Genomic DNA, 22,802 nt, shown 5'->3' on the forward strand with positions numbered 1-22,802 from the left:
AGTTTATCTAGCGAGTTCGATAAACGATACAGACGAGGCTCGAGGGTGTCCACATGGCTGAACCGCGTGATAGCGCTGCGATGAGCGCGCGTGATCGCGCCGTCTGGGAGGTCCTGGCCGGGATCCGAGCGTTCAGCGACGCCATGGACCGCATGTACAGCGGCATGAAGGGCGACATGGACATGAATGCCACCGACCTCGCCGCCATCCGCATGCTCATCATCCGCGAGCAGCGGGAGCAGTCCGTGAGCCCGCACGACATCGCGCGGCATCTGCGGATCTCGACCGCCTCGACGACGAAGCTCATCGACCGGTTGTCCGGGAGCGGGCACGTCGTGCGGCTGCCGCACCCGCACGACGGACGGGCGCGGGTGATCGGTCTGACCGACAAGTCGCGGCACGAGTTCATGCTCCATTTCCGCGACAGCATCGTCGCGATGCGGACCGTGGCCGAGGAGTACTCGTCCGAAGAACTCGTCGTGATCTCGGATTTCCTTGACCGCATCTCTGTCGCCATCGACACCGAGGAGTAGCGCAGGACGGCCTCGGGGTCGTCGCGACGGCGCACATGGGCACCACGCGAAGAAGGCGCCCCCGGAGGGACGCCTTCTTCTTTTTGTTGCGGGGACAGGATTTGAACCTGCGACCTCTGGGTTATGAGCCCAGCGAGCTACCGAACTGCTCCACCCCGCGGCACAAGAAGTAAACCTAGCACGGATTCTGAGAGCAGGCGAATCGGGACGCGCTTGCCGTCCTCGATCGCAGTCGGGAGGATGGGGGAGTGCCCGCATCCCTCGCTCTCGCCGTCGCGCAGTTCGCGCCGACATCCGATCGCGAGGCGAACCTCCGCGAGGTCGAGCGCCTGGCGGGCGACGCGGCAGCGCGCGGCGCCCGACTGATCGTGCTGCCGGAGTACAGCAGCTTCTTCACCGACCCCTTCGACGCGTCGCTCCGCGAGGCCGCCGAGGATCTCGACGGTCCGTTCGTGCGGACGCTCGAGACGATCGCGGGGCGGATCGACGCGACGCTCGTGGCGGGCATGGTGGAACGCGCGGCCGACGGCCGGCGAGTGCACAACACGGTCGTCGCGGTGGGGGCCGGGGGCCTGGTCGCCCACTACCGCAAGCAGCACCTCTACGACGCGTTCGGTCAGCGCGAGTCGGACTGGGTCGCCCCGGGCGCGCTCGACGCCCCGCAGCTCGTGACGGTGGACGGCTTCGCCTGCGGCATCATGACCTGTTACGACCTGCGGTTCCCCGAAGCCGCGCGGCGGTTGGTGGATGCGGGTGCCGACGTCGTCCTCGTGCCGGCCGAGTGGGTGCGCGGCCCGCTCAAGGAGCAGCAGTGGGACACCCTGCTGCAGGCGCGGGCGATCGAGAACACCGTGTACGTGGCGGCGGCGGACCACCCGCCGCCCTTGGGCGTGGGGCGCTCCGCGATCATCGATCCGCAGGGGGTGACCGTCGCCGGCATCGGGGTCGGGCAGGGGATCGCCCTGGCGCGGATCGAACGCGACGAGATCGACCGGGTGCGCGCGCTCAACCCGGCGTTGCGGCTCCGGCGCTATCGCGTGATCGCCGACGACACCGCGCCCTCAGCGTGACGCCGCGAGCCGGCGCGTCGCGTCCTCGATGACGTCGACCCGCTTGCAGGCCGCGAACCGCACCAGCGGCGCGTAGCGCGCGCGATGCGCCGTCGTGACGAACGCCGCGAGCGGGATGGCGACGACACCGGCACGTGCGGGGAGCTCGAGGCAGAACGCCCGCGCGTCCTCGACGCCCAGCTCCGAGGCGTCCGCGACGGTGAAGTACGAGCCCGCCGCGCGGAAGGTCGGCAGCCCCGCGGCGGCGAGCCCGCTGCGCAGCAGATCGCGTTTGCGCTCGAGGACGGCGGCGATCCCGCGGAAGAAGGCGTCGGGCAGGCGCAGCCCCACCGCGATCGCGGGCTGGAAGGGGGAGCCGTTGACGTAGGTGAGGAACTGCTTCACGGTCAGGATCATGTCGATCAGCGCCGGCGGCGCGATGACCCAGCCGATCTTCCACCCCGTGGTCGAGAACGTCTTCCCGCCGGACGAGATCGTGATGGTGCGCTCCCGCGCCTCCGGAACCGTCGCGATCGGCACGTGCGTCCGGCCGTCGAACACGAGGTGCTCGTAGACCTCGTCGGTCACGATCAGCGCGTCGTGCCGGTGCGCCAGCCGCACGACCTCCCGGCGCACCTCGTCGTCGAAGACGACGCCGGTGGGGTTGTGCGGGTCGTTGACCAGGATGACGCGCGTGCGGTCGCCGACGGCGCGGCGCAGCTCGTCCAGGTCGGGCTGGAACGTGGGCCAGAGCAGCGGCACGGTCACCAGGACGCCGCCGGCCAGAGCGACCCCCGCGGCGTACGCGTCGTAGAACGGCTCGAAGACGACGACCTCGTCTCCGGGCTCGAGGACGGCCAGGAGCGTCGCCGCCAGCGCCTCCGTCGCGCCCGCGGTGACGAGCACCTCGCGGTCGGGGTCGACGGCCAGCCCGTAGAACCGGGCCTGATGCTCGGCGATCGCGGCGCGGAGGTCGGCGGTGCCGCGGCCGGGCGGGTACTGGTTGACTCCCGACGCGATCGCCGCGCGAGCCGCCTCGAGCACCTCGGCGGGCCCATCCTCATCCGGGAACCCCTGTCCCAGGTTGATTGCGCCCGTTTCGGCCGCAAGGGCGCTCATCTCGGCGAAGATGGTGGGAGAGGACGAGCCGTCGGCGGCCAGGAGCCCCGTGCTCGACGCCACACGCTGCCAGCCACCGCTCGGGTTTCGCATTCGACACAGGTTAGTCGCATAGGCGCGTCCCATGGCCGCCATAGCCAACGCACAGACATGGACGTCAGGGTGATGAATGCCTGTCAGAAGGAGCAACCATGAGTGACACCGAGGGCGTCCGCCCCGAACCCGCCGACGACGCTTCGCAGCCCACGACGCCCGCCGCGACGCCCGCCGCAGCGACGCCTGCGCCCGCCGCCGGCCCCGCCCCGTCGGCCCCCGCGGCACCGGTGCCGCCGGCATCCGGCGCACCCGTCGGCCCCGCGCGGCCCGCCGGCGCGCCCTACCCGGCGCCCGCGATGCCGCCGCGCCCGCCGTACCCGGCCGCGCACGCCGGCGCCCGTCCGCCGTACGCCGCAGCCCCCGGGGCCGCCTTCGGTGCTCCCGGGCAGACCGCGCCCACCCTCCCGCTGGGCGAGGCGCCGAAGCCCGCCGCTCCCGCGGCCAAGAAGTCCGGCGGCGTCGGCAAGGCCGTCGGCCTCCTCGTCGCGGCAGCCCTCGTGGGCGGTGCGGCCGGCATCGGCGGCACCTACGCCGGGCTCAACCTCTGGGGCGGCTCCGAGACGACCGCGGCCAGCAGCCCCACCGTCGTCACGGTCAACGACACCGACGACGTCAACCAGGTCTCGGCGGTCGCCGCCAAGGCGCTGCCGAGCGTCGTGACGATCTCGGCGCGATCCTCGAGCGGCGGCGGCACCGGGTCGGGCGTCGTCCTCTCGGAGGACGGCTATGTCCTCACGAACACGCACGTGGTCACCCTCGACGGCGCGACCGCCGACGCGACCGTCAGCGTCACGACCTCGGACGGTCGTGTGTACCGCGCGAGCATCGTCGGCACCGACCCGACCTACGACCTCGCCGTCATCAAGCTCGAGGACGCGAGCGGGCTGACCCCGATCGAGTTCGCGGATTCGAGCGACCTCAACGTGGGCGAGGACACCATGGCGCTCGGCGCGCCGCTCGGCCTCGACAACACCGTGACCACGGGCATCGTGAGCGCGCTGAACCGGTCGATCGAGATCGCCTCCTCCGCCGCCCCCGAGGACTCCTCCAGCCAGGACGACGAGGGCCAGCAGGGCGGTCCGTTCCAGTTCGACTTCGGACAGGGCCAGTCGGGCTCCTCGACGGCGAGCTCGACCATCAAGATCGCCGTCATCCAGACCGACGCGGCGATCAACCCCGGAAACTCCGGCGGCGCGCTGGTCGACAAGAACGGCGACCTGATTGGCATCAACGTCGCGATCGCCTCCTCGGGCGGCACGAGCTCGGGTCAGTCCGGCAACATCGGCGTCGGCTTCGCGATCCCCTCGAACATCGCGCAGCGCATCGCCGACGAGATCATCGCGAACGGGTCCGCCACCCACGGCCTGCTGGGGGCCACGGTGCAGGATGCCGCGAGCCTCGAGAACGCCACGATCGAGGGCGCAGCGATCGCCGACGTGACCGACGGCAGCGCCGCGGCCGCGGCGGGGATCCAGTCGGGTGACATCGTCACCGCGTTCGACGGCGTGCCGATCTCGGACGCCATCGACCTGACGGCCCAGGTGCGGGCCGCCGCGGGCGGTGCGGAGGTCGAGGTCACGTACGTCCGCGACGGGCAGACGCGCACGACCGACGTGACGCTCGGCACGCTGCAGTAACACGGATCCGCCGCCCGCACGGGCGCCGAATCCCGGACGCCACCTCGCGATAGGCTCGCGAGGTGGCGTCCTTCTCGTTCGGCGACGGGAACGCGAGGAAGCTCCTCGCGCTCCCGCTGTATGCCGCGGGGCGACTTCTCACCCTCGTCGTGCCGCGGGCGCGCGATCAGTGGGTGTTCGGGAGCGCCGCGGGAGTGACGGAGGGCGCCTTGGCGCTCTGGCGCGAGACGCAGCCGCGCGAGCAGCGCACCGTCTGGCTGACCGACGGCGTCGCGCAGGAGCGCGCGGCCGCCGCGCTCGGGATCCGCACGGTGCCCAAGCACTCCTGGCGGGGGCTCTGGCGCACGGCGCGGGCCGGTGTCGTCGTCGTGACGCACGGATTCGGCGACGTCAACCGATACGGCGTCTCGGGTGCCTACATCGTGCAGCTGTGGCATGGGATCCCGCTCAAGCGGATCGGCATCGACTCGCCCGAGACGGTGCGCAGCGCCATCCTGCCCGATCAGGAAGCGATGCGCCGTCTGATCGGTGTGATGTACCGCTCCGCGACGCGCCGCATCCGCCTGCTCCCGGCCGCCTCCCATCTGGTGCGTGCGCGTCTCGAGTCGGCGTTCTCGCTGCCGGACGAGAGCGTCCCGGTGTTGGGGGAGCCGCGTGTCGACGTGCTGTCGCAGGGGTCGCCCGAGGAGCGCCGCGATCGTGCCCGCACGGCGATCGCCGAGGCGACGGGGCCGATCGGGGACGGTCGTCTGCTGCTCTACGCGCCCACCTGGCGCGACGGCGACGCCGATCCGGCGATCCCCGCACCGGAGGACTGGGCGCTCCTGGGTGCGCTCCTCGACCGGCACGACGCGATCCTGCTCGTGCGCTCGCATCCGCTGGGTGCGGGGGAGTACACCCCGCCCGTGCCCGACCCGCGGGTGAGGTTGCTCGGCAGCGACCTCGTCGCCGATGTCACGCCGCTCCTCTCCGGACTCGACGTCCTCATCACCGACTACTCCTCGCTCGCGTACGACTCCTCGCTCGTGCCGCTTCCGGTCGTGTACCTGGCGCCGGATGAGGCCGCGTACGCCGCCCGGCGGGGCTTCTACGGCACCTATGCGGATGTCGCCGGTGACGACCCGGCCACGACCTGGGCCGAGGCAGCGGCGCAGCTGGACCGCATCCTCGGCGACGACGAGAGCCGTTGTGCGCGCATCGAACAGGCGCGGCGACTGGATGCGCGGGTACACGCGTTCCGCGACGGCCGCAACGCGCACCGCGTGTACCGGGCCATCGTGGACGCCACCCGACACCCTCGAGCGACCTCTCGGAAGGACACCGTATGACCACGGCGAGCTGGGGCGACGGCGCCGATGCCGTCCTCATCCTGCGCGGCGACGGCCCCCGGCCCGCCCGCGTCGAACTGGTGGGCGCGCGGGCGCGGACCGCTGCCCGGCTCACCGGGCGCGGAAAGACCTGGTCCGCGACGATCCCGCTCACCGCGTCCCGCTGGGGCGGGGCCGTGCTGCCGCTGCCGTCCGGGCGCTACGACGTGCGGGTATCGCCGGCCGACGGCGCGACGCCGCCCGCGGCGCCCGAGGCCCCGGAGGCGCCGCACCGGAACGGCATGCACGCGGAGCTCGACGGGTGGACCCTGACGATCGCCCCGCTGCGGGGGTCGGATGAGGAACGCGCGGCCGCGGAGCGCGCCTACGTCTCGGGGCGGGCACCGCTGGAGGACGCCGTGTTCTTCGAGAGCTTCTACGGCCGCAACGCCAGCTGCAACCCGCTCGCGATCGACCGGGAGCTCGTGCGTCGCCGTCCGGGTATGACCCGCTACTGGAGCGTGGTCGATCTCTCGGTCGCGATCCCCGAGGGCGCGGTCGCCGTGGTCGAGGGAAGCCCCGAGTGGTGGCGCGCCCGTGCGGTGTCGCGGCTCCTCGTCGTGAACGACTGGCTGCGCCGTCGCTACGTGCGCCGCCCCGGTCAGCATGTGCTGCAGACCTGGCACGGCACCCCGCTGAAGCGGCTCGCGCTGCACCGCCCCGGGTTCGACCCGCGGCGCATGCTCGCCGTCGTCCGGGAGTCGCGGCGGTGGGACGTCCTGCTCGCGCAGAACCCGTACGCCGCCGGGGTGCTGCGCAAGGCCTACGCGTTCTTCCGCCGCCCGATCTGGGTCGAGGGCTACCCGCGCAACGACGTGCTGCGCACCGGAGACGCCGCGGATGTGCGCGGCCGCCTCGGCATCGCCGCCGACGAGAGCGTGATCCTCTACGCGCCCACCTGGCGCGACGATCGCGAGCAGATGGTCGACTTCCTCGACGCGCAGCGCCTCGCCGACGACACCGGGGCCGTGGTGCTCGTGCGCGGACACTCCCGCACGCTCATCCCGGGTCGGGATGCCGAGGGCGCGCGCGTGATCGACGTGACCGGCTTCCCCGACACCGCGCAGCTGCTGCTCGCGGCCGACGCGCTCGTCACCGACTACTCCTCGGTCGTGTTCGATTTCACCGTGACCGGCAAGCCCGTGTACTTCCTGGTGCCCGACCTCGAGCACTACCGGGGGCACCTGCGCGGCTTCTACTTCGATCTGACCGCACGCGCTCCGGGGCCCATCGTCCGCACGCAGGAGATGCTGACCTCGGCGCTGCTCGCCGACACCTCGGCGGAGTACGCCCAGCGCTACGCGGACTGGCAGCGCGTGTTCAACGGCCGGGACGACGGCGAGGCGGCCGAGCGCGTCGTCGCACGGATCCTCGACCAGGGTCTTCTCGGCGACTGATCCGGCGCGGGCGCCGCGGCTTACGGCAGCGGGGTGTTCCGCGTGCCGAGCCGCGAGGTGTCGACGGTGTCGCGCGCGCCGGTCACGATGCCCTGGATGAAACCCGCGCCCCACGACAGGTGCATCGAGGGCAGGACGCCCATCGTCCAGAGCTTGTCGCGCCATCCGCGCCCGCCGCCGGATCCCGCGGCGACCGCCACGACGAGCAGCGCGTAGGCGACGAGCGGCAGGTAGACGACCGACGCGATGAGCCCGCCCACCCCGGTGAGCACGCCCGTGAGCTGGAGCGCGCCCACGATGACGGCCGCCACGGTCACGGCGACGAGGATCGGCGGGGCGAAGAAGCGCAGCGAGTTGCGGCGGCCGTAGCGGCGTACGAGCTCGCCGCGCCACGCGCCGGTCGCCCGGAACTGACGCACCAGACGCGTCCAGCTCTCGCGCGGCCAGTAGGTCACCGACAGCTCCGGGTCGAACCACACCCGGTATCCGGCGCGGCGGATGCGGAGGTTCAGCTCCCAGTCCTCGCCGCGGCGGAGCGACTCGTCGAACCCGCCGACCTCCTCGAGGACCGAGCGGCGCATCACGCCGAGATAGGCGGATTCCGCCGCGCTCTCACGGGTGCCGCCGTGGTAGGCGCCGCCGCCGAGGCCGAACGGCGAGTTGTACGCCCGGGCGACCGCCCGCTGGAAGGGGGCGCGGCCGTCGGCGCGCATGACGCCGCCCACGTTCGCGGCGCGGACGCGGGCGAGCGTCGCAAGGGCGCGCTGGGTGTAGCCGGGGGTGAGCTCGGAGTGCGCGTCGACACGGACGATCGTGGGCAGAGTGCTCGCGGCGATCGCGAGATTGAGTCCGGTCGGGATGTCGGCCTCGGGATTGTCGACGAGCACGATGCGCGGATCCTCGTCGGCCAGACGCCGCGCGATCGCCGTCGTGTCGTCGGAGGACGGCCCGAGAGCGAGCACCAGCTCCATCGGGCCCGGCACGTCCTGTGTGAGGACGGTGCGCACCGCGCGCTCCAGGTAACCCGCCTCGTTCAGCACCGGCATGACGAACGACACGCCCGCATCCGGCTTCGGCAGGGGCGCGTCCCTGGCTCCTCCGGGGTCGACATGCATCCGACGATCATCCCACGGGCGGCCTCGCTTACGCTGGAAGGATGGGTATCGCATCTGACCTCCGCACCGCTCGAGGCCTCCTGCGGAAAGCTCTCGACAACCGTCGCGCCGGGCAGGAGGTCCGCGCCCGGGCCGCCCGGCAGACGCCGCATCCGTCCCATCGCTTCCGCGTCGCGGTGTACTTCGCCGACGGCGCCGTCAACATGTACCAGATGCGGCAGTGGTACAAGCCGCTGCAGGAGCTGGCGGGCACCTGGCCCGTGGTCGTGCTCAGCCGCGCCGCGACCGGGGCGAGGGCGCTGCAGCGCGAGAGCGGGCTGCCGGTGGCGTTCGTGCCGACCGTGCGCGACCTGGAGCGCTACATCGCCGACCAGGACATCCGCGTCGTCCTGTACGTGAACCAGAACACCCGCAACTTCCAGATGTTCCGCTACGGCCGCCGGTGGCACGTGTTCATCAACCACGGCGAGTCCGACAAGATGTACATGACCACGAACCAGTTCAAGGCGTACGACTACGCCTTCGTCGCCGGGGATGCGGCGCGCGAGCGTCTCGGACGGGTGCTGTGGGACTACGACCTCGAGCGGCGCACGATCGAGATCGGGCGTCCGCAGGCCGACCACTACTCCGGGACGCTGCCGTACCCGGAGGACGAGCGCACCGTCGTGCTCTACGCCCCCACCTGGGAGGGCGACCGGCCCTCGGCCCACTACGGATCGATCGCGACGCACGGCGAGGCGCTGACGGCGGCGCTGCTGGCGTCGCCCGCGCACCGCCTGATCTACCGCCCGCACCCCCGCAGCGGTGTGGTCGACAAGGCCTACGGCGACGCCCACCGGCGGATCGTTGCCGCCATCGAGGCGGCCAACGCCGCCGACCCGACCGCGCACCACGTCTTCGACGACGGCCCAGAACTCGGCTGGCAGCTCGCCGCGGCGGACGCCGCCGTCGTCGACATCTCGGCCATGGTCTACGACCGTCTCGCCGCCGATCGACCGCTGTTCGTGACGCGGCCGGCCGACGAGCGGGCCATCGTCGACACGAACGGCTATCTGTCGGCGTGCGACTGGCTGGATGCGGCGGAGTCCGACCGGATCATCGAGCGCACCACGGCGCTGCTCGACGATCCCGAGTCCGTCTCCCGCCTCGAGCACTGGGTGCGGCACTACTTCGGCGACACGACGCCGGGCGCCCCGACCGCGCGTTTCCACGCGGCGATCGCCCGCCTCATGGACGAGTGGGATGTGTGGCACGCGCGCACGGGCGGCGAGGCCGACGAGATCGACGGCGAAGCCGAGCTCGACGCGCAGGAGTGACGCGTTCGGCGGACTAGGCCTCGGGAGCGGGCGTCCTCGTGTCGTCGGGGTCCTGCGAGGCATCGTCGTTCGCGTCAGCCTCCAGCGAGCGGCGCCCGGGGGTGAGCGCCGATCCGGCGCGTCGCGTGGCCGAGCCGATGCCGCGGGCCGCGCGCCGCGCACCACGGGCCGCTCCGCCGGCCGCTCCCGCCACGGCGCCGCCCACCCGCGCGACACCGGAACCCGCCCGGGCCTCCAGGCGCACCGCTCCGGGGCGCGGCTCCAGCGCGGCGGGCAGCATGACCGGCGGCATCCCGAAGGCCTGACGCGAGGTGGTCACGACCCGGCGTCCGAGCACGTGGTTGCCGGCGCCCCCGACCGCGGCGCCGACGCCGAACGGCAGCGCCTTGCCCAACCAGGACGCGCCGCCGCGGACGGCGAAGCGATGCAGGAACGAGGTCTTCAGGCGATCGACCAGGGGGCCGACGGCGGCGCGGGGGAGCGTCTTGGTGACGAGCTCGCCCCAGTAGGCGGTGCGTGTGGGGCCGCGGCCGGAGGCCTGCCCGGCGAGCTGGGTGACCAGCGCCACGCCCTCCTTGCCCAGCAGGAGGGTGAGCACCAGCGCTCGCGCGCGGTCGGGGTCGTCGACCGCGATGCCGTGCACCTCCGCGACGGACTGGGCGAAGAGCGCGCTGGCTTCGAGGAACCCGAGCGTCTCGACGCCGCTGAGAGCGAGCGTCACGCCCGTGCCGATCCCGGGGACGACGGCCGTCGCACCCACCGCCGCGCCTCCCGTGGTGACGGCGGCGAGGTAGCGCCGCTCGAGGATGCGCACGATGTCGAGCGTCGAGGCGTCGGGATGACGCAGACGGACGCTGCGCAGATGCGCCAGCACGGCGGGCCGCTGGATCGACAGCACGCGGTCGAGGGCGCGCACCGTCAACGGATGCTCGGCCGACCCCTGCGGGGGGAGCCCGCCCTGCCAGGGGGCGTCGGCGGGAAGCGAATGGATGCGATGCGCTTTGTCAGCCACGCGGTGAGCCTAGAGTCCCGTGCTGAGCGCGGGCTGAGGCGACTCAGACGTAGAGGTTCGCCCGCTCGAGGTCTTCGGCGAAGTCCACCTCGACGGCGTACAGGTCGGAGATGTCGAGCGGCTCCAGCAGCAGGCCGTCGTGCTGGATGGCGAGCTCGAGGCCGCGCTCGAAATAGTCCTGATCGTCGACGCGGGTCAGGTGGTGCATGAACGCCCGCTTGTCCTGCTTCGAGATGTAGTTGATGCCGACGGCCTCGCCGATGCCGCCGCGGACCGTCTTGGACAGCTCCTTGATGAAGCCCTCGGGCGTCGTCGTGTACTTGACTTCTTCGTCGCTCACCTTCGAGGTGTTGACGGTGACGAACGACTGGTCGCGCTCGATCAGCTCGACGGCGCGGCCGAGCACACGCGGGTCGAACACGACGTCGCCGTTCATCCAGAGCACGCCCGCGCGTCCGGTCGCCGCCAGGGCGCGCAGGAGGCTCTTCGACGTGTTCGTCTGGTCGTAGCGCTCGTTGTAGACGTAGTCCGCCGCGGGGAACGCGTCGACGATGGTCTCGGCGCGGTAGCCGACCACGGTGGTGATCTTGGCGTCGTCGCCGAAGGCCGCCGCGATGTTGTCGTGCTGCTGACGCATGATGCTGCGTCCGTCGCTCAGCTCGGTCAGCGGCTTGGGCAGGCTGCGGCCCAAGCGCGACCCCATGCCGGCGGCGAGGATCACTGTCTGAAGTCTCATTGATTGCTCCTGGAGTGGGAAGTTCACGGTCGGTTCACCGACGCGACACTCCTTCGTGCCGCCCCCATGCTAGCCAGAGCACCTGGGAACGTGCAGGGCAGGGCCGTCCCGTTGTGGATTCGTGACAAAAGGTGTACCCCGTCGTCGCGTCGCACGGCGACGTTCGGAGACGTCGACGGGGGGATCGGTCGGAGCGGGTTGATACGTTGGTGGGGTGACAGATCCCACCCCCGGCTCCGACGTGCCCGCGCCCGATGACGCCGCCGCCCCGGGGGAAGAAACGTCCCCGCCCGCGGCACCCCGGCGACCGGCGCGCGCACCCCGGACGACCGGCGCCGCGGCGAAGAAGCCTGCGGCTGCGGCGGGCGCTCCGGCGTCCCCCTCCGACGAATCCGACGCGCCCACGACGCCGGCACGCACGGCGAAGCCGAGCACCCCGCGCGCCGCGAGCGCGGCCCGGACGCCGGCCTCGTCCGCGCGCACCACCAAGAGCGCGGCATCGACCGCGCGCACCACCAAGACGCCCGCGGCGGCGCGCACCACGAAGGCGACGGCATCGAAAGCGACCGCATCCAAGACGACCGCGTCGAAGGCGGGCGCCGCGAAGCCGACCGCGGCGAAGGTCACCGGGGCGAAAGCCGGCGTCACGAAACCGACCGTCACGACATCCACCGCCCCGGCGACCGAGTCCGCGTCCGAGGCGCCGACCGACACAGCGGCGACGCCCGCGCGCAGCGCCTCCGGCTCGGCGGCGCGGAAGCCGAGCGCCGCGCGCACGACGAAGACCGCGGCAGCCGCCAAGCCGCGCACGACGAAGGCATCCGCGGCGGATGCGGCATCCGAGGCGGATGCTCCCCGCACGCCCGCGCGCGCCACGTCCACGTCGACCGCGAAGACACCGGCACGGACGAAGGCGGCGACGGCCCCGCGCACGCCGGCGGCATCCCCGAAGCCCGGACGCACCCCGGCGCGCCCGACCGCCACACCCGCCGAGCCGGTTGCTCCCGCGGCACCGGCGGACGTCGTGATCCCGCCGATGCCCCCGCTGCCCGTCGCCACCACGACCACGGCCCTCACCCCCGCGGCATCGACCGTCGAGACGCCCGCCGAGGCCCCGGCCCCCGCCGCGGACCTCGCGCCCGGCGCGGACGCACCCACGGCGACCGCGCTCGAGAGCGACGCTCCCGCGGCTGAGACGCCCGTGGACGACGCCCCCGCGCTCGAGGCCGCGGTGGACGACGCCCCCGTGGCGGTCCCGGCGGAGGTCGATGCGCCCGCCGCATCGCCCGCATCCGACGACGTCGCGGATGACGTCCCGGCACCGGAGGGCGACGCGAGCGTTGAGACCCCCGCGGAGCCCGAAGCGGCTTCGGACGAGGCGCCGGGAAGCGTGCCCGACGCGGTCACCGACGACGCTGCCGTCGGTGTGCTCGTCGACGACGCACCGGCGGTGGTCGAGGAGCGGGACGCCGCCGACGTCGTAGAGGCCGCGGCGGCCGTCGCCGCGGCGGACGGCACCTCGACCGAGCCCGCACTCGTCGTGACGGGGCTGCGCAAGTCGTTCGGCAGCACGCTGGCCGTCGCCGGCATCGACCTGACGGTGCCGGCGGGCGCGTTCTACGGACTCGTCGGGCCGAACGGGGCCGGAAAGACCACGACGCTGTCGATGATCGCGGGACTCCTGCGGCCCGACGCCGGCACGATCCGGATCTCCGGCGTCGACGCCCGTCAGCGCTCACGCGCCGCGAAGCGCCTCATCGGCGTGCTGCCCGACCGGCTGCGCACCTTCGACCGCCTCACGGGACGTCAGCTGCTCTCCTACGCGGGGCTGCTGCGCGGGCTCAACGGCTCGACGGTCGACACCCGCGTCTCCGACCTCGGGCGTGCGTTCGATCTCACGCAGGCGCTCGGCCGTCCCGTCTCCGATTACTCCGCGGGAATGACCAAGAAGGTCATGCTCGCGGCGGCGATGATCCACTCGCCGCGCCTGCTGGTGCTCGACGAGCCTTTCGAAGCCGTCGACCCGGTCTCGAGCGGGGTCATCATCGACATCCTCCGCACGTACGTCTCGCACGGCGGCAGCGTCCTCCTGTCGAGCCACGGCATGGACCTCGTCGAACGCGTCTGCGACCGCGTCGCGGTCATCGTGGCGGGTCAGGTGCTGGCCGATGGCAGCGTCGAATCCGTGCGCGGCGAGCAGACGCTCGAGGCCCGTTTCCTGGAGCTCACCGGAGCCTCCAACGAGGTGGAGGGCCTGGAGTGGTTGCACACGTTCTCCGGCTGAGGGCCGCGCTCCTGCTCGGAGCCCTCCGCGGTGACCCGTCGACACGAGTTCGTGCGATCCTCGCCGCTCTCGTCGGCATCGCCGGCGTCGTGCTCGTCTGCGTGGGGGTGTCGGTGCTCGCCACCGTCTCGGCCGACGCGGCGTTCGTCGTCACGGTGCTCGGCGGCAGCGCCGTCGCCGTCGGGTTCGCCCTCGCGCCCCCCATCTCCGGCAGCTCCGACCAACTCGATCCCCGTCGTTTCACCACCTTCGGGCTGTCGGCTCGTCCGCTCGCCGGGGCGATCCTCGTCGCGAGCGTGCTCAGCGCGCCGATCCTGGCCCTGGGCGCGGTGGCCGTCGCCGTGGGCGTCATGTGGGCCGACCGCGGAGCGGGTTTCGCCGCCGTCGCCGGTCCCGTCCTCGGTGTCCTCACGGCGCTGCTCCTGACCCGCGTCGCGGGCGGCATCGGATCGCTCTGGTCCCTGCCGCGTCGCTCGCGCGAGCTGACCGGCCTGTTCATCCTGGCGCTGCTCGTCGTCTTCGTGCCGGTCGGCGTGTTCTTCGCCTCCCTCGACTGGGGCGACGCGGTGCCGCCGCAGCTCGAGGCGGCCTCCCGCATCCTCGCCGTCACTCCCGTCGGCGCCGCGTGGGCCATCCCCGCTCTCGCGCTCTCGGGCGACACCGCGACGCTCGCGATCGCGGTCGTCGTGGCGATCCTGACCGTCGGGCTCCTCGTGCTCATCTGGTACGCCGTGGTCGGGCGCACGCTGTCGACCATCGAACGCCCCGCAGCGGGGCGCGAGCGCGGCGGGATGGGGTGGTTCTCGGTGACCCCCGCGACCCCCGGCGGCGCGATCGCCGCGCGGAGCCTCACGTACTGGCTGCGCGACCGCCGCTACGGCGTCAACGTCCTCGTCGTGCCGGTCGCCGCCCTCCTGACCACGATCCCGCTGCTCGTGGCGGGCGTGCCGCCGGAGTACGTCGCGCTGGTCCCGGTGCCGATCATCGCGCTGTTCTTCGGCTGGCTGCCGCACAACGACCTCGCCTACGACTCCACCGCCGTCTGGATGCACATCGCCTCCGGGGTGCGGGGGATCTCGGATCGCATCGGCCGCCTCGTCCCCATCCTTCTCATCGGCATCCCCACGTTCGCCATCGCCGTGCCGCTGGTCATCGCGGTCAACGGCCGCTGGGCCCACCTGCCCGCACTCGTCGGCGTGACGGCCGCGCTGTTCCTGTCGGGTCTCGGACTGTCCTCGATCGCGTCGGCGGCCGCCCCGTACGCGGTGTCGCGACCGGGCGACAGCCCCTTCCAGCAGCCGCAGCGCACCGGCTCGGCGGGGATCCTCTCACAGGCCTTCGTGATGCTGGGCGCCTTGATTGTGAGCCTGCCCACGCTCTGGTGGGCCTGGCTCTCGGTCTCCTCCGACGCCGGATACGCACCGATCGCCCTCGTCGGCGGCGTGGCCACCGGACTCGTGGTGCTCGGAATCGGCCTCGCCGTCGGTGCCGCGGTGTTCGAGCGTCGTTCGGGCGCGATCATGGAGTTCGCCGAGCTGGCGTACTGAGGTCTGCGGGTACGAGGTCACCGGGCCACGCGGCTCGACCGCCGCTAGACTTGCTGACCATGAGCACGCCTCTCGACAGCCCCGACCAGGGTGGTACGGCCACCCTCGACCGCGAGCTCGAGGAGCTCCTGCGGGAAGAGACCATCGAGCCCGGTGACCACGAGCGCTTCTCCCACTACGTGAAGAAGGAGAAGATCCTCGAGTCGGCGATCACCGGCAAGCCGGTGCGGGCGCTGTGCGGCAAGAAGTGGACCCCGGGCCGCGATCCGGAGAAGTTCCCCGTCTGCCCGTCGTGCAAAGACATCTACGAGTCGCTGCAGAAGTGACCCCGGGGCCCGCGCCGACGGCGCGCGGCCTCAGATGTAACGGGTCGGGATCGCCGGGTCCGACCGGCTGAATCCCAGCGCCGTCACCGGCAGCTCGGCGCGCGCGACCGCGTGGTGCGCGCGTGCGGCACGGACGCCGTCGGCCCCCTCGTGGCCGGGCAGGATCTCGCCGTCGACGACGAGGGGCACATGCAGGGCGCGGGCGTCGGGGTGCGCCGTCGGGGTGTCGAGCGCGGCGAACCCGTCGGCGACCGCCACGAGCTCCGCCTCGGCGACGCCGTCCCGCAGCAGCCGGAACGCGGCCTTCCTGCCCCCGGTCGACGCCTTCTCGGCAGAGGCCTTGGCGACCGCGACCCATCCGCCGTCATCGCCCTGGCGCGCGACGAGCTTGAACACCATGCCGGCGGTGGGGGAGCCGGAGCCCGTGACGACGGACGTCCCCACGCCGTAGGCGTCGACGGGCGACGCCGCGAGCGCCGCGATGGCGTACTCGTCGAGGTCGCTCGTCACGGTGATGCGGGTCTCGGTCGCGCCGAGCGCGTCGAGCTGCGCACGGACGTCCGCCGCGACGACCGGCAGATCGCCGGAGTCGATGCGCACCCCGCCGAGACCCGTGCCGGCCACGCGGATGGCGGTCTCGACGCCCGTGCGGATGTCGTACGTGTCGACGAGCAGGGTCGTGCGGAGCCCCTGCGCGGCGATCTGCGCGCGGAAGGCGTCCTCCTCGCTGTCGTGCAGCAGGGTCCACGCGTGCGCCGCCGTGCCCATCGTCGGCACCCCCCACGTGCGTCCGGCCTCGAGGTTGCTCGTCGCGCCGAAGCCGGCGATGTACGCGGCGCGGGCGGCGGCGACGGCGGAGCGCTCTCCGGCGCGGCGCGAGCCCATCTCGGCGAGCGGACGCTCACCCGCGGCGATCGACATGCGGGCGGCGGCGGTCGCGACGGCGGAGTCGTGGTTGATGACGCTCAGCGCCAGCGTCTCGAGGATGACGGCCTCCGCGAATGTGCCCTCGACCGTGAGCACGGGGGAGCCGGGGAAGTACAGCTCGCCCTCGCGATATCCGGTGATGGTGCCCGTGAAGCGGAAGTCGGCGAGGAAGGCGAGCGTGTCGGCATCCACCACGTTCTGGTCGCTCAGGTACCGCAGCTCGTCGTCGCCGAAGCGGAAATCGCGCAGCAGCGTCAGCAGCCGCCCCGTGCCCGCCACGACGCCGAAGCGACGGCCCCCGGCCAGCCGGCGGGCGAACAGCTCGAACACGCTCCGTCGTGCGGCCGTGCCGTCGCGCAGTGCCGCCTCCAGCATCGTCAGTTCGTAACGGTCGGTGAGCAGGGCCGTGGACGCGGGCATGGCGGTCACTCTACCGAGCGCGGGTAGGGTGGGTGATCGTGGTGAACGACGCTCCGATCGGAATCTTCGACTCCGGAGTGGGCGGATTGACCGTCGCACGGGCCGTCTCGCAGCTCCTGCCGCGCGAATCGCTCCTCTACATCGGCGACACGGCCCGTTCGCCCTACGGACCGAAGGCCATCGCCGACGTCCGCCGCTACTCGCTCGAGATCCTCGATACCCTCGTCGAACAGGGCGTGAAGATGCTCGTGATCGCGTGCAACACGGCGTCGGCGGCGGTGCTGCGCGATGCACGCGAACGCTACGACGTGCCCGTCGTCGAGGTGATCGGCCCCGCGGTGCGCACCGCCATCGCGACGACCCGCAACGGCCGCATCGGCGTCATCGGCACGTCGGGAACGGTGGGATCGGGCGTCTACCAGGACATGCTCGAGGTGAACCCGAACCTGACGGTCTTCGCCGCCGCGGCGCCTCGTTTCGTCGAGTTCGTCGAGGCGGGGGTCACCGACACGCCCGAGGTGCTGCGCGTGGCCGAGGAGTACCTCGCGCCGCTGCGTCACGCGGGCGTCGACACGCTCGTGCTCGGCTGCACGCACTACCCGTTCCTCGAGGGCGCGATCAGCTACGTCATGGGCGAGGGCGTGAGCCTCGTCTCGAGCGACACCGAGACCGCCAAGGACGTCTACCGACAGCTCGTCTCGCGCGATCTGCTCGCCGGCCCGGACGCGCGGCCCCAGCACGTGTACGAGGCCACGGGATCGTCGGCCGACGACTTCATCCGCCTGGCGCACCGGCTCATGGGGCGCGAGGTGCGCTCCGTGCAGCTCGTGCAGACCGGCACGATCGACCTCCCGCTCCACCCCTGACCCCCATGTCCCACTTTTCCCGCTCCATGTCCCACTTTTCCTCGCCTGAGCACGCCTCAGGCGAGGAAAAGTGGGACATGATCCGCTACCGAGGAGACCGATGACTGACATCACCCGCGCCGACGGGCGCACCGTTTCGCAGCTGCGCCCCATCACCATCGAGCGCGGCTGGTCGAGTCAGGCCGAGGGCTCGGCGCTGATCTCGTTCGGCAACACCAAGGTGCTGTGCACCGCCTCGTTTACGAACGGCGTGCCGCGCTGGCTGACCGGCAAGGGCAAGGGCTGGGTCACCGCCGAGTACGCGATGCTGCCGCGCGCGACCAACGAGCGCAACGACCGCGAGAGCGTCAAGGGCAAGGTGGGCGGGCGCACGCACGAGATCTCGCGCCTCATCGGCCGCGCGCTGCGAGCCGTCGTCGACACCAAGGCGCTGGGCGAGAACACCATCGTCATCGACTGCGACGTGCTGCAGGCCGACGGCGGAACCCGCACGGCGGCGATCACCGGCGCGTACGTGGCGCTGGCCGAGGCCATCGAGTGGGGCCGCAGGAAGAAGTTCATCGCGCAGAAGTCGCAGGTGCTCATCGACTCGGTCTCGGCCGTGTCGGTCGGCATCATCGACGGCGTGCCGATGCTCGATCTGCCGTACGTCGAGGACGTGCGCGCCGAGACCGACATGAACGTCGTCGTCACCGGCCGCGGCCTGTTCGTCGAGGTGCAGGGCACCGCCGAGGGGGCTCCGTTCGACAAGCGCGAGCTCGACGCGCTGCTCGAGCTCGCGGTCGCCGGCTGCGCCGAGCTGAGCCTCGAGCAGACGGCGGCGCTCGAGGCCGCCGACGCATGAGCCGTCGGATCGTCCTCGCCACGCACAATCCGCACAAGGTCGAGGAGTTCCACGAGATCGTGCGCGCCACCCGCCCCGACCTCACGGTCGTCGGGTACGACGGGCCCGAGCCGGTCGAGGACGGGGTGACGTTCGCCGCGAACGCGCTCATCAAGGCGCGCGCCGCGGCCGCCCACACCGGTCTGCCCGCCCTCGCCGACGACTCCGGCATCTGCGTCGACGTGCTGGGCGGGTCACCCGGCGTCTTCTCGGCGTACTGGGCGGGACACCGCAAGGACGCCCGCGCGAATCTCGATCTGCTGCTCGATCAGCTCTCGGATGTCGCCGACCCGCATCGCACGGCGCAGTTCGTCTCGACGATCGCGCTCGTGCTGCCGGGCGGCGCCGAGCACGTCGTCGAGGGCGTGTGGCCGGGTCGCCTCGCGGCGGCCGCCGACGGCCCCGGCGGCTTCGGCTACGACCCGATCTTCGTGCCGGATGACCAGCCGCGGGGCGCGGAGCGGACGGTGGGTCAGTGGAGCGCGGCGGAGAAGAACGCCGCGTCGCATCGTGCCCGCGCGTTCGAGGCGCTGGGGCCCCTGCTCGCCGCGCTCTGAGTCGGCACCGGGGTATCGAGAATCGGTCTCGTTCCCGATTGCGTGAAAAGCACCGGAGCGGGATGAGGGCGCCCTAGCCTGGGCATATGCACGATCACGCTCCGTCCGGACTCCGCGGTGCCGGCAACCGCCGGCTGCTCGCGGTGTCGCTGGCGATCACGTCGACCGTGTTCCTCGTGCAGGTCGTCGGCGCGATCCTCTCGGGCTCGCTGGCCCTGCTCGCCGACGCCGTGCACATGCTCACGGACGCCGCCGCCCTCGTCATCGCCCTCATCGCCAGTGCCATCGCCGCGCGTCCCGCAACCGACCGCAGCACCTTCGGCTATCAGCGCGCCGAGGTGTTCGGCGCGCTGGCCAACGGCGTCATCCTGCTCGCACTGTCGGTGTGGGTGGCGGTCGAAGCCGTCCTGCGACTCGTGAACCCGGAGGAGCCCGAGGTCGCGGGCGGCCTCATGCTCGGCGTCGCCGCGATCGGCCTGATCGCCAACGCCGTCGCGATGTGGCTGCTCAGCGCCGCGCAGCGCACGAGCATCAACGTGCGCGGTGCCTACCTCGAGGTACTCGGCGACCTGCTGGGCTCGGTGGCGGTCATCGTCGCGGCCATCATCATCCTCACCACCGGCTGGCTGCCCGCCGACGCCATCGCGTCGCTGCTGATCGCCGCCATGATTATCCCTCGCGCCCTCGGGCTGCTGCGCGAGGTCGCGTCGGTGCTGAGCGAGGCGACGCCCAAGGGCATGCAGGTCGCCGAGATCCGTGCGCACATCCTGCGCACCCCCGGCGTGGTCGCGGTGCACGACCTGCACGTCTGGCAGCTGACCCGCGGTGCCCCGGTGTTCTCCGCGCACGTGGTGGTGGATGACGAGGCGTACGCGTCGGGTCGCGCGCCCGAGATCCTGAGCGGGCTGCAGGGCTGTCTCGCCGCCCACTTCGACGTGGAGCACTCGACGTTCCAGCTCGAGTCGGCGGGCCACATCGAGCACGACGCCCACGCCTGAGCGTCAGGCCTCCGAGCGGACGTCGGCAGGGGTCATGTCGGGCCGAAGACCGCGCCAGCGGGCGTGTCGCAGGCGGCCGTCGGGGGTGATCTCGGCGTATCTCACCTCGCCGACCGTCTGCGGCGCGACCCAGAGCGCGTCCGATGCATCCGCGCGCGGCACGTCGACGAACGGGGACGCGTCGACGCGCAACGGCGTCAGCGTCTCGTCGAGGCGGCGGAGCTCCCGGTCGGTGAAGCCGCTGCCGACGCGACCGACGTAACGCAGGCCGTCCGGGCCGGGGATGCCCATGAGCAGCGAGCCGATCCCGCCGCGGCCGCGCTGGCCCGGGCGGATCGCACCGATCACGACGTCCTGCGTGTGCACGCGCTTGACCTTGAGCCATGCGCCGCTCCGCTCGCCCGGACGGTATCCGCTCGAGGGGTCCTTCACCACGACCCCCTCGAGAGCGAACGCCTGGCTCGCCGCGAGCGCGTCGTCCACATCCGAGAACACCGGCGGCAGGACGAACGGGGATGCCGCATCGGCGAGGATGCGCTCGAGTCGCGCACGCCGCTCCGCGAGCGGCGTGGCGACGAGCGAGCCCCCGCGGTCCGCGATCAGGTCGAACACGTGCAGTCGCACCGGCACACGCTCCTGCTGCGCGCGGATCTCGGCCGGCCGGGTGAGGTGCATGCGCGCCTGCAGCAGCGCGAAGCTCGGCCGGCCCGCCTCGTCCATCGCCACGATCTCGCCGTCGAGGATGCAGGGATCCGGGCCGAAGGGCGGGGCGTGGGTGAGCTCGGGGTAGCGGTCGGTGATGTCGGTGCCGCTGCGGGCGCGCAGCCGCAGGCGCTCGCCGTCCCAGAACACGAGGGCCCGGATGCCGTCCCACTTCATCTCGGCCCACTCGCGCTCCCATCGGCGGGCGCTGGTGCGTGCCGCATCCGGGGACGCATTCTCGGCCAGCATGGGGCGCAGGCGCCCGGGAGCGAGATCGTCCGGCCAGGGGTCGGTGGACGCCGGTGCGGGCGTGTGCGTCGTGCCGGGGCCCGCCGGCGTCTTGGTGCGGTGCAGCAGCCAGCTCGACGTCGGCCCCTCGCCGTCGGTGCGGATGAGGGCCAGCCGAACGCCGGGAAGCGGCCCGCCCTCCCGCCCGTGGAGGGTGACGATGACCTCGTCGGCGCGCCACTTCTCCAGCGCGTACGTGCCGGCATCCCAGATGGCGACCGTCCCCGCGCCGTACTCCCCGGCGGGGATCGTGCCCTCGAAGGTCCCGTAGTCCATCGGGTGGTCCTCGGTCATCACGGCGAGGTGGTTCTTGGCGGGTGTGGCCGGCACGCCTTTGGGCACCGCCCAGCTGACGAAGACGCCGTCGTGCTCGAGCCGCAGGTCGTAGTGCAGGCGCCGCGCGTGGTGCTCCTGGATGACGAAACGCGGCGGACCGGTCGTCGCCGCGGCGGCATCGGGGGAGTCGGGCACGGGCTCCGGGGTCTTCGCGGCGGAGCGCTTGGCGATGTAGGCGGCCAGGGGTGCCTGCTCGGCGAGACGCTGCGCGCCTCGGAACCCCAGCGCGGCGAGGGGATCGCCGACGGTCTCGGCCCGCCGTAGGACCTCGGCGAGATCGAGCTGGGCGAGGTGCGGATCGTCGAGCTCGTCCCAGGTGCGGGGCGCGGCGACCGTGGGATGCGACCGCCCGCGCAGCGAGTAGGGCGCCACGGTGGTCTTCTTGCCGTTGTTCTGCGACCAGTCCACGAACACCTTGCCGGGGCGGAGCGCGCGCGACATCGCACTCACCACGAGATCCGGGTGGTCGGCCTCGAGCGAGCGCGCGAGCTCCTTGGCGAGCGCCGCCGCCGCGTCGCTCGACTGCCCGGGCGGAAGCGCCGCGTAGAGATGGATCCCCTTGCTGCCGCTCGTCACCGGGAACGGCGGCAGGCCCATGTCGTCGAGGATCCGCCTCGCCCACCGCGCCACTTCGGCGCACTGGGCGAGGTCGACGCCGTCGCCCGGGTCGAGGTCGAGCACGAGGCGGTCGGGCCCGGCGGGCGTGCCGTCGGGCGAGAACCGCCACTGCGGGGTGTGGAGTTCGAGGCTCGCCGTCTGGGCGAGCCAGACGAGCGTCGGCACGTCCTCCACCAGCGCGTACTGCTTCGTGCCGGTGGAATGCTCGATCGGCGCGCGGCGCACCCATTCAGGTGCTCCGCGTTCCACATCCTTCGCGAAGAACGGCTCGGCATCCACGCCGTCCGGCCAGCGCTTGCGGGTCACGGGGCGCCCGGCGAGGTGCGGCAGGATCAGCGGCGCGATGCGCGCGTAGTAGTCGACGACCTCGGCCTTCGTCGTGCCGGTGTCGGGGTAGAGCACCTTGTCGAGGTGGCTCAGGCGCAGCCGACGGCCCTCCACCGTCACGGTCTGCTCGGACGTCGCCATGTCGACATCATGCCGGGCACGGGTGGCCCCGCGCAGACCCTTGTCTGCCCGGGCGGCGGAGGTTACGTCGCGATACGGGCCGGAAAGGTCTCGACTTGTCGACAAGATAGTCTGCCGCGAGGCTCACCACCCTGTGATTCCGTGCCTCCCGAGTACCTCCCGCCTGCAAAGGATGACAACCGTGCCGACACCGGTCTTCTCTCGT

The 22,802-nt window shown here is 72.4% G+C and carries 20 protein-coding genes and 1 tRNA gene; 13 read left to right on the forward strand and 8 right to left on the reverse strand.

All coding sequences use genetic code 11. From position 1 onward, the window contains the following. Positions 1–53: 53 nt before the first annotated feature. Positions 54–533 carry a MarR family transcriptional regulator gene (locus tag AB0N73_RS08695; RefSeq protein WP_363562441.1) on the forward strand — a complete coding sequence of 160 codons (480 nt, stop codon included), beginning with the start codon at positions 54–56 and terminating at the stop codon, positions 531–533. Between the two features lie 86 nt (positions 534–619). On the opposite strand, the gene AB0N73_RS08700 is transcribed toward AB0N73_RS08695, so the two are convergent. Continuing rightward, positions 620–693, reverse strand: a tRNA-Met gene (locus AB0N73_RS08700). Positions 694–781: 88 nt separating this feature from the next. Here AB0N73_RS08700 and AB0N73_RS08705 point away from each other — a divergent pair. Continuing rightward, positions 782–1,603: a carbon-nitrogen hydrolase family protein gene (locus AB0N73_RS08705; protein ID WP_363562443.1), complete on the forward strand. Its 822-nt coding sequence runs from the start codon at positions 782–784 to the stop codon at positions 1,601–1,603. Here AB0N73_RS08705 and AB0N73_RS08710 read toward each other — a convergent pair. After that, positions 1,595–2,794, reverse strand: a complete 1,200-nt coding sequence (locus tag AB0N73_RS08710; RefSeq protein WP_363562445.1) for an aminotransferase class I/II-fold pyridoxal phosphate-dependent enzyme — start codon at positions 2,792–2,794, stop codon at positions 1,595–1,597. The genes AB0N73_RS08705 and AB0N73_RS08710 overlap by 9 nt on opposite strands. Positions 2,795–2,892: 98 nt before the next feature. Between AB0N73_RS08710 and AB0N73_RS08715 the strand changes: the two genes are divergently transcribed. From AB0N73_RS08715 to AB0N73_RS08725, 3 genes are all read left to right on the forward strand, one after another. Continuing rightward, positions 2,893–4,434: a trypsin-like peptidase domain-containing protein gene (locus tag AB0N73_RS08715; protein WP_363562447.1), complete on the forward strand. Its 1,542-nt coding sequence runs from the start codon at positions 2,893–2,895 to the stop codon at positions 4,432–4,434. Between the two features lie 62 nt (positions 4,435–4,496). After that, positions 4,497–5,762, forward strand: a complete 1,266-nt coding sequence (locus AB0N73_RS08720) for a CDP-glycerol glycerophosphotransferase family protein (protein ID WP_363562449.1) — start codon at positions 4,497–4,499, stop codon at positions 5,760–5,762. Beyond that, on the forward strand, positions 5,759–7,198 hold the full coding sequence (locus AB0N73_RS08725) for a CDP-glycerol glycerophosphotransferase family protein (protein WP_363562451.1): 1,440 nt from the start codon (positions 5,759–5,761) through the stop codon (positions 7,196–7,198). Before AB0N73_RS08720 ends, AB0N73_RS08725 begins: the two co-directional genes overlap by 4 nt. A gap of 20 nt (positions 7,199–7,218) precedes the next feature. Here AB0N73_RS08725 and AB0N73_RS08730 read toward each other — a convergent pair whose 3' ends face one another. Continuing rightward, the gene (locus AB0N73_RS08730) at positions 7,219–8,313 is read right to left on the reverse strand and encodes a glycosyltransferase family 2 protein (RefSeq protein ID WP_363562453.1); all 1,095 of its coding nucleotides are present in this window, start codon (positions 8,311–8,313) and stop codon (positions 7,219–7,221) included. A gap of 41 nt (positions 8,314–8,354) precedes the next feature. On the opposite strand from AB0N73_RS08730, the gene AB0N73_RS08735 reads away from it, so the two are divergent. After that, positions 8,355–9,629, forward strand: coding sequence for a CDP-glycerol glycerophosphotransferase family protein (locus AB0N73_RS08735; protein ID WP_363562455.1), 1,275 nt, complete (start codon positions 8,355–8,357; stop codon positions 9,627–9,629). Between the two features lie 13 nt (positions 9,630–9,642). Here the strand turns inward: AB0N73_RS08735 and AB0N73_RS08740 are convergent, their stop codons facing one another. The 3 genes from AB0N73_RS08740 to AB0N73_RS08750 form a co-directional block, all read right to left on the reverse strand. Continuing rightward, complete coding sequence (locus AB0N73_RS08740) at positions 9,643–10,641, reverse strand: hypothetical protein (RefSeq protein ID WP_363562457.1); 999 nt, start codon at positions 10,639–10,641, stop codon at positions 9,643–9,645. Positions 10,642–10,684: 43 nt separating this feature from the next. Continuing rightward, complete coding sequence (locus AB0N73_RS08745) at positions 10,685–11,377, reverse strand: NTP transferase domain-containing protein (protein WP_363562459.1); 693 nt, start codon at positions 11,375–11,377, stop codon at positions 10,685–10,687. A gap of 69 nt (positions 11,378–11,446) precedes the next feature. Further along, positions 11,447–12,454 carry a hypothetical protein gene (locus AB0N73_RS08750; protein WP_363562461.1) on the reverse strand — a complete coding sequence of 336 codons (1,008 nt, stop codon included), beginning with the start codon at positions 12,452–12,454 and terminating at the stop codon, positions 11,447–11,449. Between AB0N73_RS08750 and AB0N73_RS08755 the strand changes: the two genes are divergently transcribed. Genes AB0N73_RS08755 through AB0N73_RS08765 form a run of 3 tightly spaced genes read left to right on the forward strand, consistent with a single transcriptional unit; the run spans position 12,414 to position 15,534 of the window. Next, complete coding sequence (locus AB0N73_RS08755) at positions 12,414–13,661, forward strand: ATP-binding cassette domain-containing protein (protein ID WP_363562463.1); 1,248 nt, start codon at positions 12,414–12,416, stop codon at positions 13,659–13,661. The genes AB0N73_RS08750 and AB0N73_RS08755 overlap by 41 nt on opposite strands. After that, positions 13,637–15,208 (forward strand): hypothetical protein, encoded by a 1,572-nt coding sequence (locus tag AB0N73_RS08760; RefSeq protein ID WP_363562465.1) that lies wholly within the window; start codon positions 13,637–13,639, stop codon positions 15,206–15,208. Before AB0N73_RS08755 ends, AB0N73_RS08760 begins: the two co-directional genes overlap by 25 nt. 59 nt (positions 15,209–15,267) lie before the next feature. Beyond that, the gene (locus tag AB0N73_RS08765) at positions 15,268–15,534 is read left to right on the forward strand and encodes a DUF3039 domain-containing protein (RefSeq protein ID WP_363562467.1); all 267 of its coding nucleotides are present in this window, start codon (positions 15,268–15,270) and stop codon (positions 15,532–15,534) included. A 30-nt stretch (positions 15,535–15,564) separates the two neighbouring features. On the opposite strand, the gene AB0N73_RS08770 is transcribed toward AB0N73_RS08765, so the two are convergent. Beyond that, positions 15,565–16,881, reverse strand: coding sequence for a nicotinate phosphoribosyltransferase (locus AB0N73_RS08770; RefSeq protein ID WP_363562469.1), 1,317 nt, complete (start codon positions 16,879–16,881; stop codon positions 15,565–15,567). 41 nt (positions 16,882–16,922) lie between these two features. Between AB0N73_RS08770 and murI the strand changes: the two genes are divergently transcribed. The 4 genes from murI (at position 16,923) to AB0N73_RS08790 (ending at position 20,185) form a co-directional block, all read left to right on the forward strand. Further along, positions 16,923–17,747: a glutamate racemase gene (gene murI, locus AB0N73_RS08775; RefSeq protein ID WP_363562515.1), complete on the forward strand. Its 825-nt coding sequence runs from the start codon at positions 16,923–16,925 to the stop codon at positions 17,745–17,747. A gap of 100 nt (positions 17,748–17,847) precedes the next feature. After that, positions 17,848–18,591, forward strand: a complete 744-nt coding sequence (gene rph, locus AB0N73_RS08780) for a ribonuclease PH (RefSeq protein ID WP_363562471.1) — start codon at positions 17,848–17,850, stop codon at positions 18,589–18,591. Next, a complete protein-coding gene (gene rdgB, locus AB0N73_RS08785) occupies positions 18,588–19,187 on the forward strand; it encodes an RdgB/HAM1 family non-canonical purine NTP pyrophosphatase (RefSeq protein ID WP_363562473.1) in 600 nt (199 codons plus the stop codon). Before rph ends, rdgB begins: the two co-directional genes overlap by 4 nt. Before the next feature lie 86 nt (positions 19,188–19,273). Then, positions 19,274–20,185 (forward strand): cation diffusion facilitator family transporter, encoded by a 912-nt coding sequence (locus tag AB0N73_RS08790; RefSeq protein ID WP_363562475.1) that lies wholly within the window; start codon positions 19,274–19,276, stop codon positions 20,183–20,185. 3 nt (positions 20,186–20,188) lie between these two features. Here AB0N73_RS08790 and AB0N73_RS08795 read toward each other — a convergent pair whose 3' ends face one another. Next, the gene (locus AB0N73_RS08795) at positions 20,189–22,597 is read right to left on the reverse strand and encodes an ATP-dependent DNA ligase (protein WP_363562477.1); all 2,409 of its coding nucleotides are present in this window, start codon (positions 22,595–22,597) and stop codon (positions 20,189–20,191) included. Between the last annotated feature and the right edge of the window lie 205 nt (positions 22,598–22,802).

It is taken from the genome of Microbacterium sp. NPDC089189, from assembly GCF_040685095.1.
In the GTDB taxonomy this organism is placed as follows: domain Bacteria; phylum Actinomycetota; class Actinomycetes; order Actinomycetales; family Microbacteriaceae; genus Microbacterium.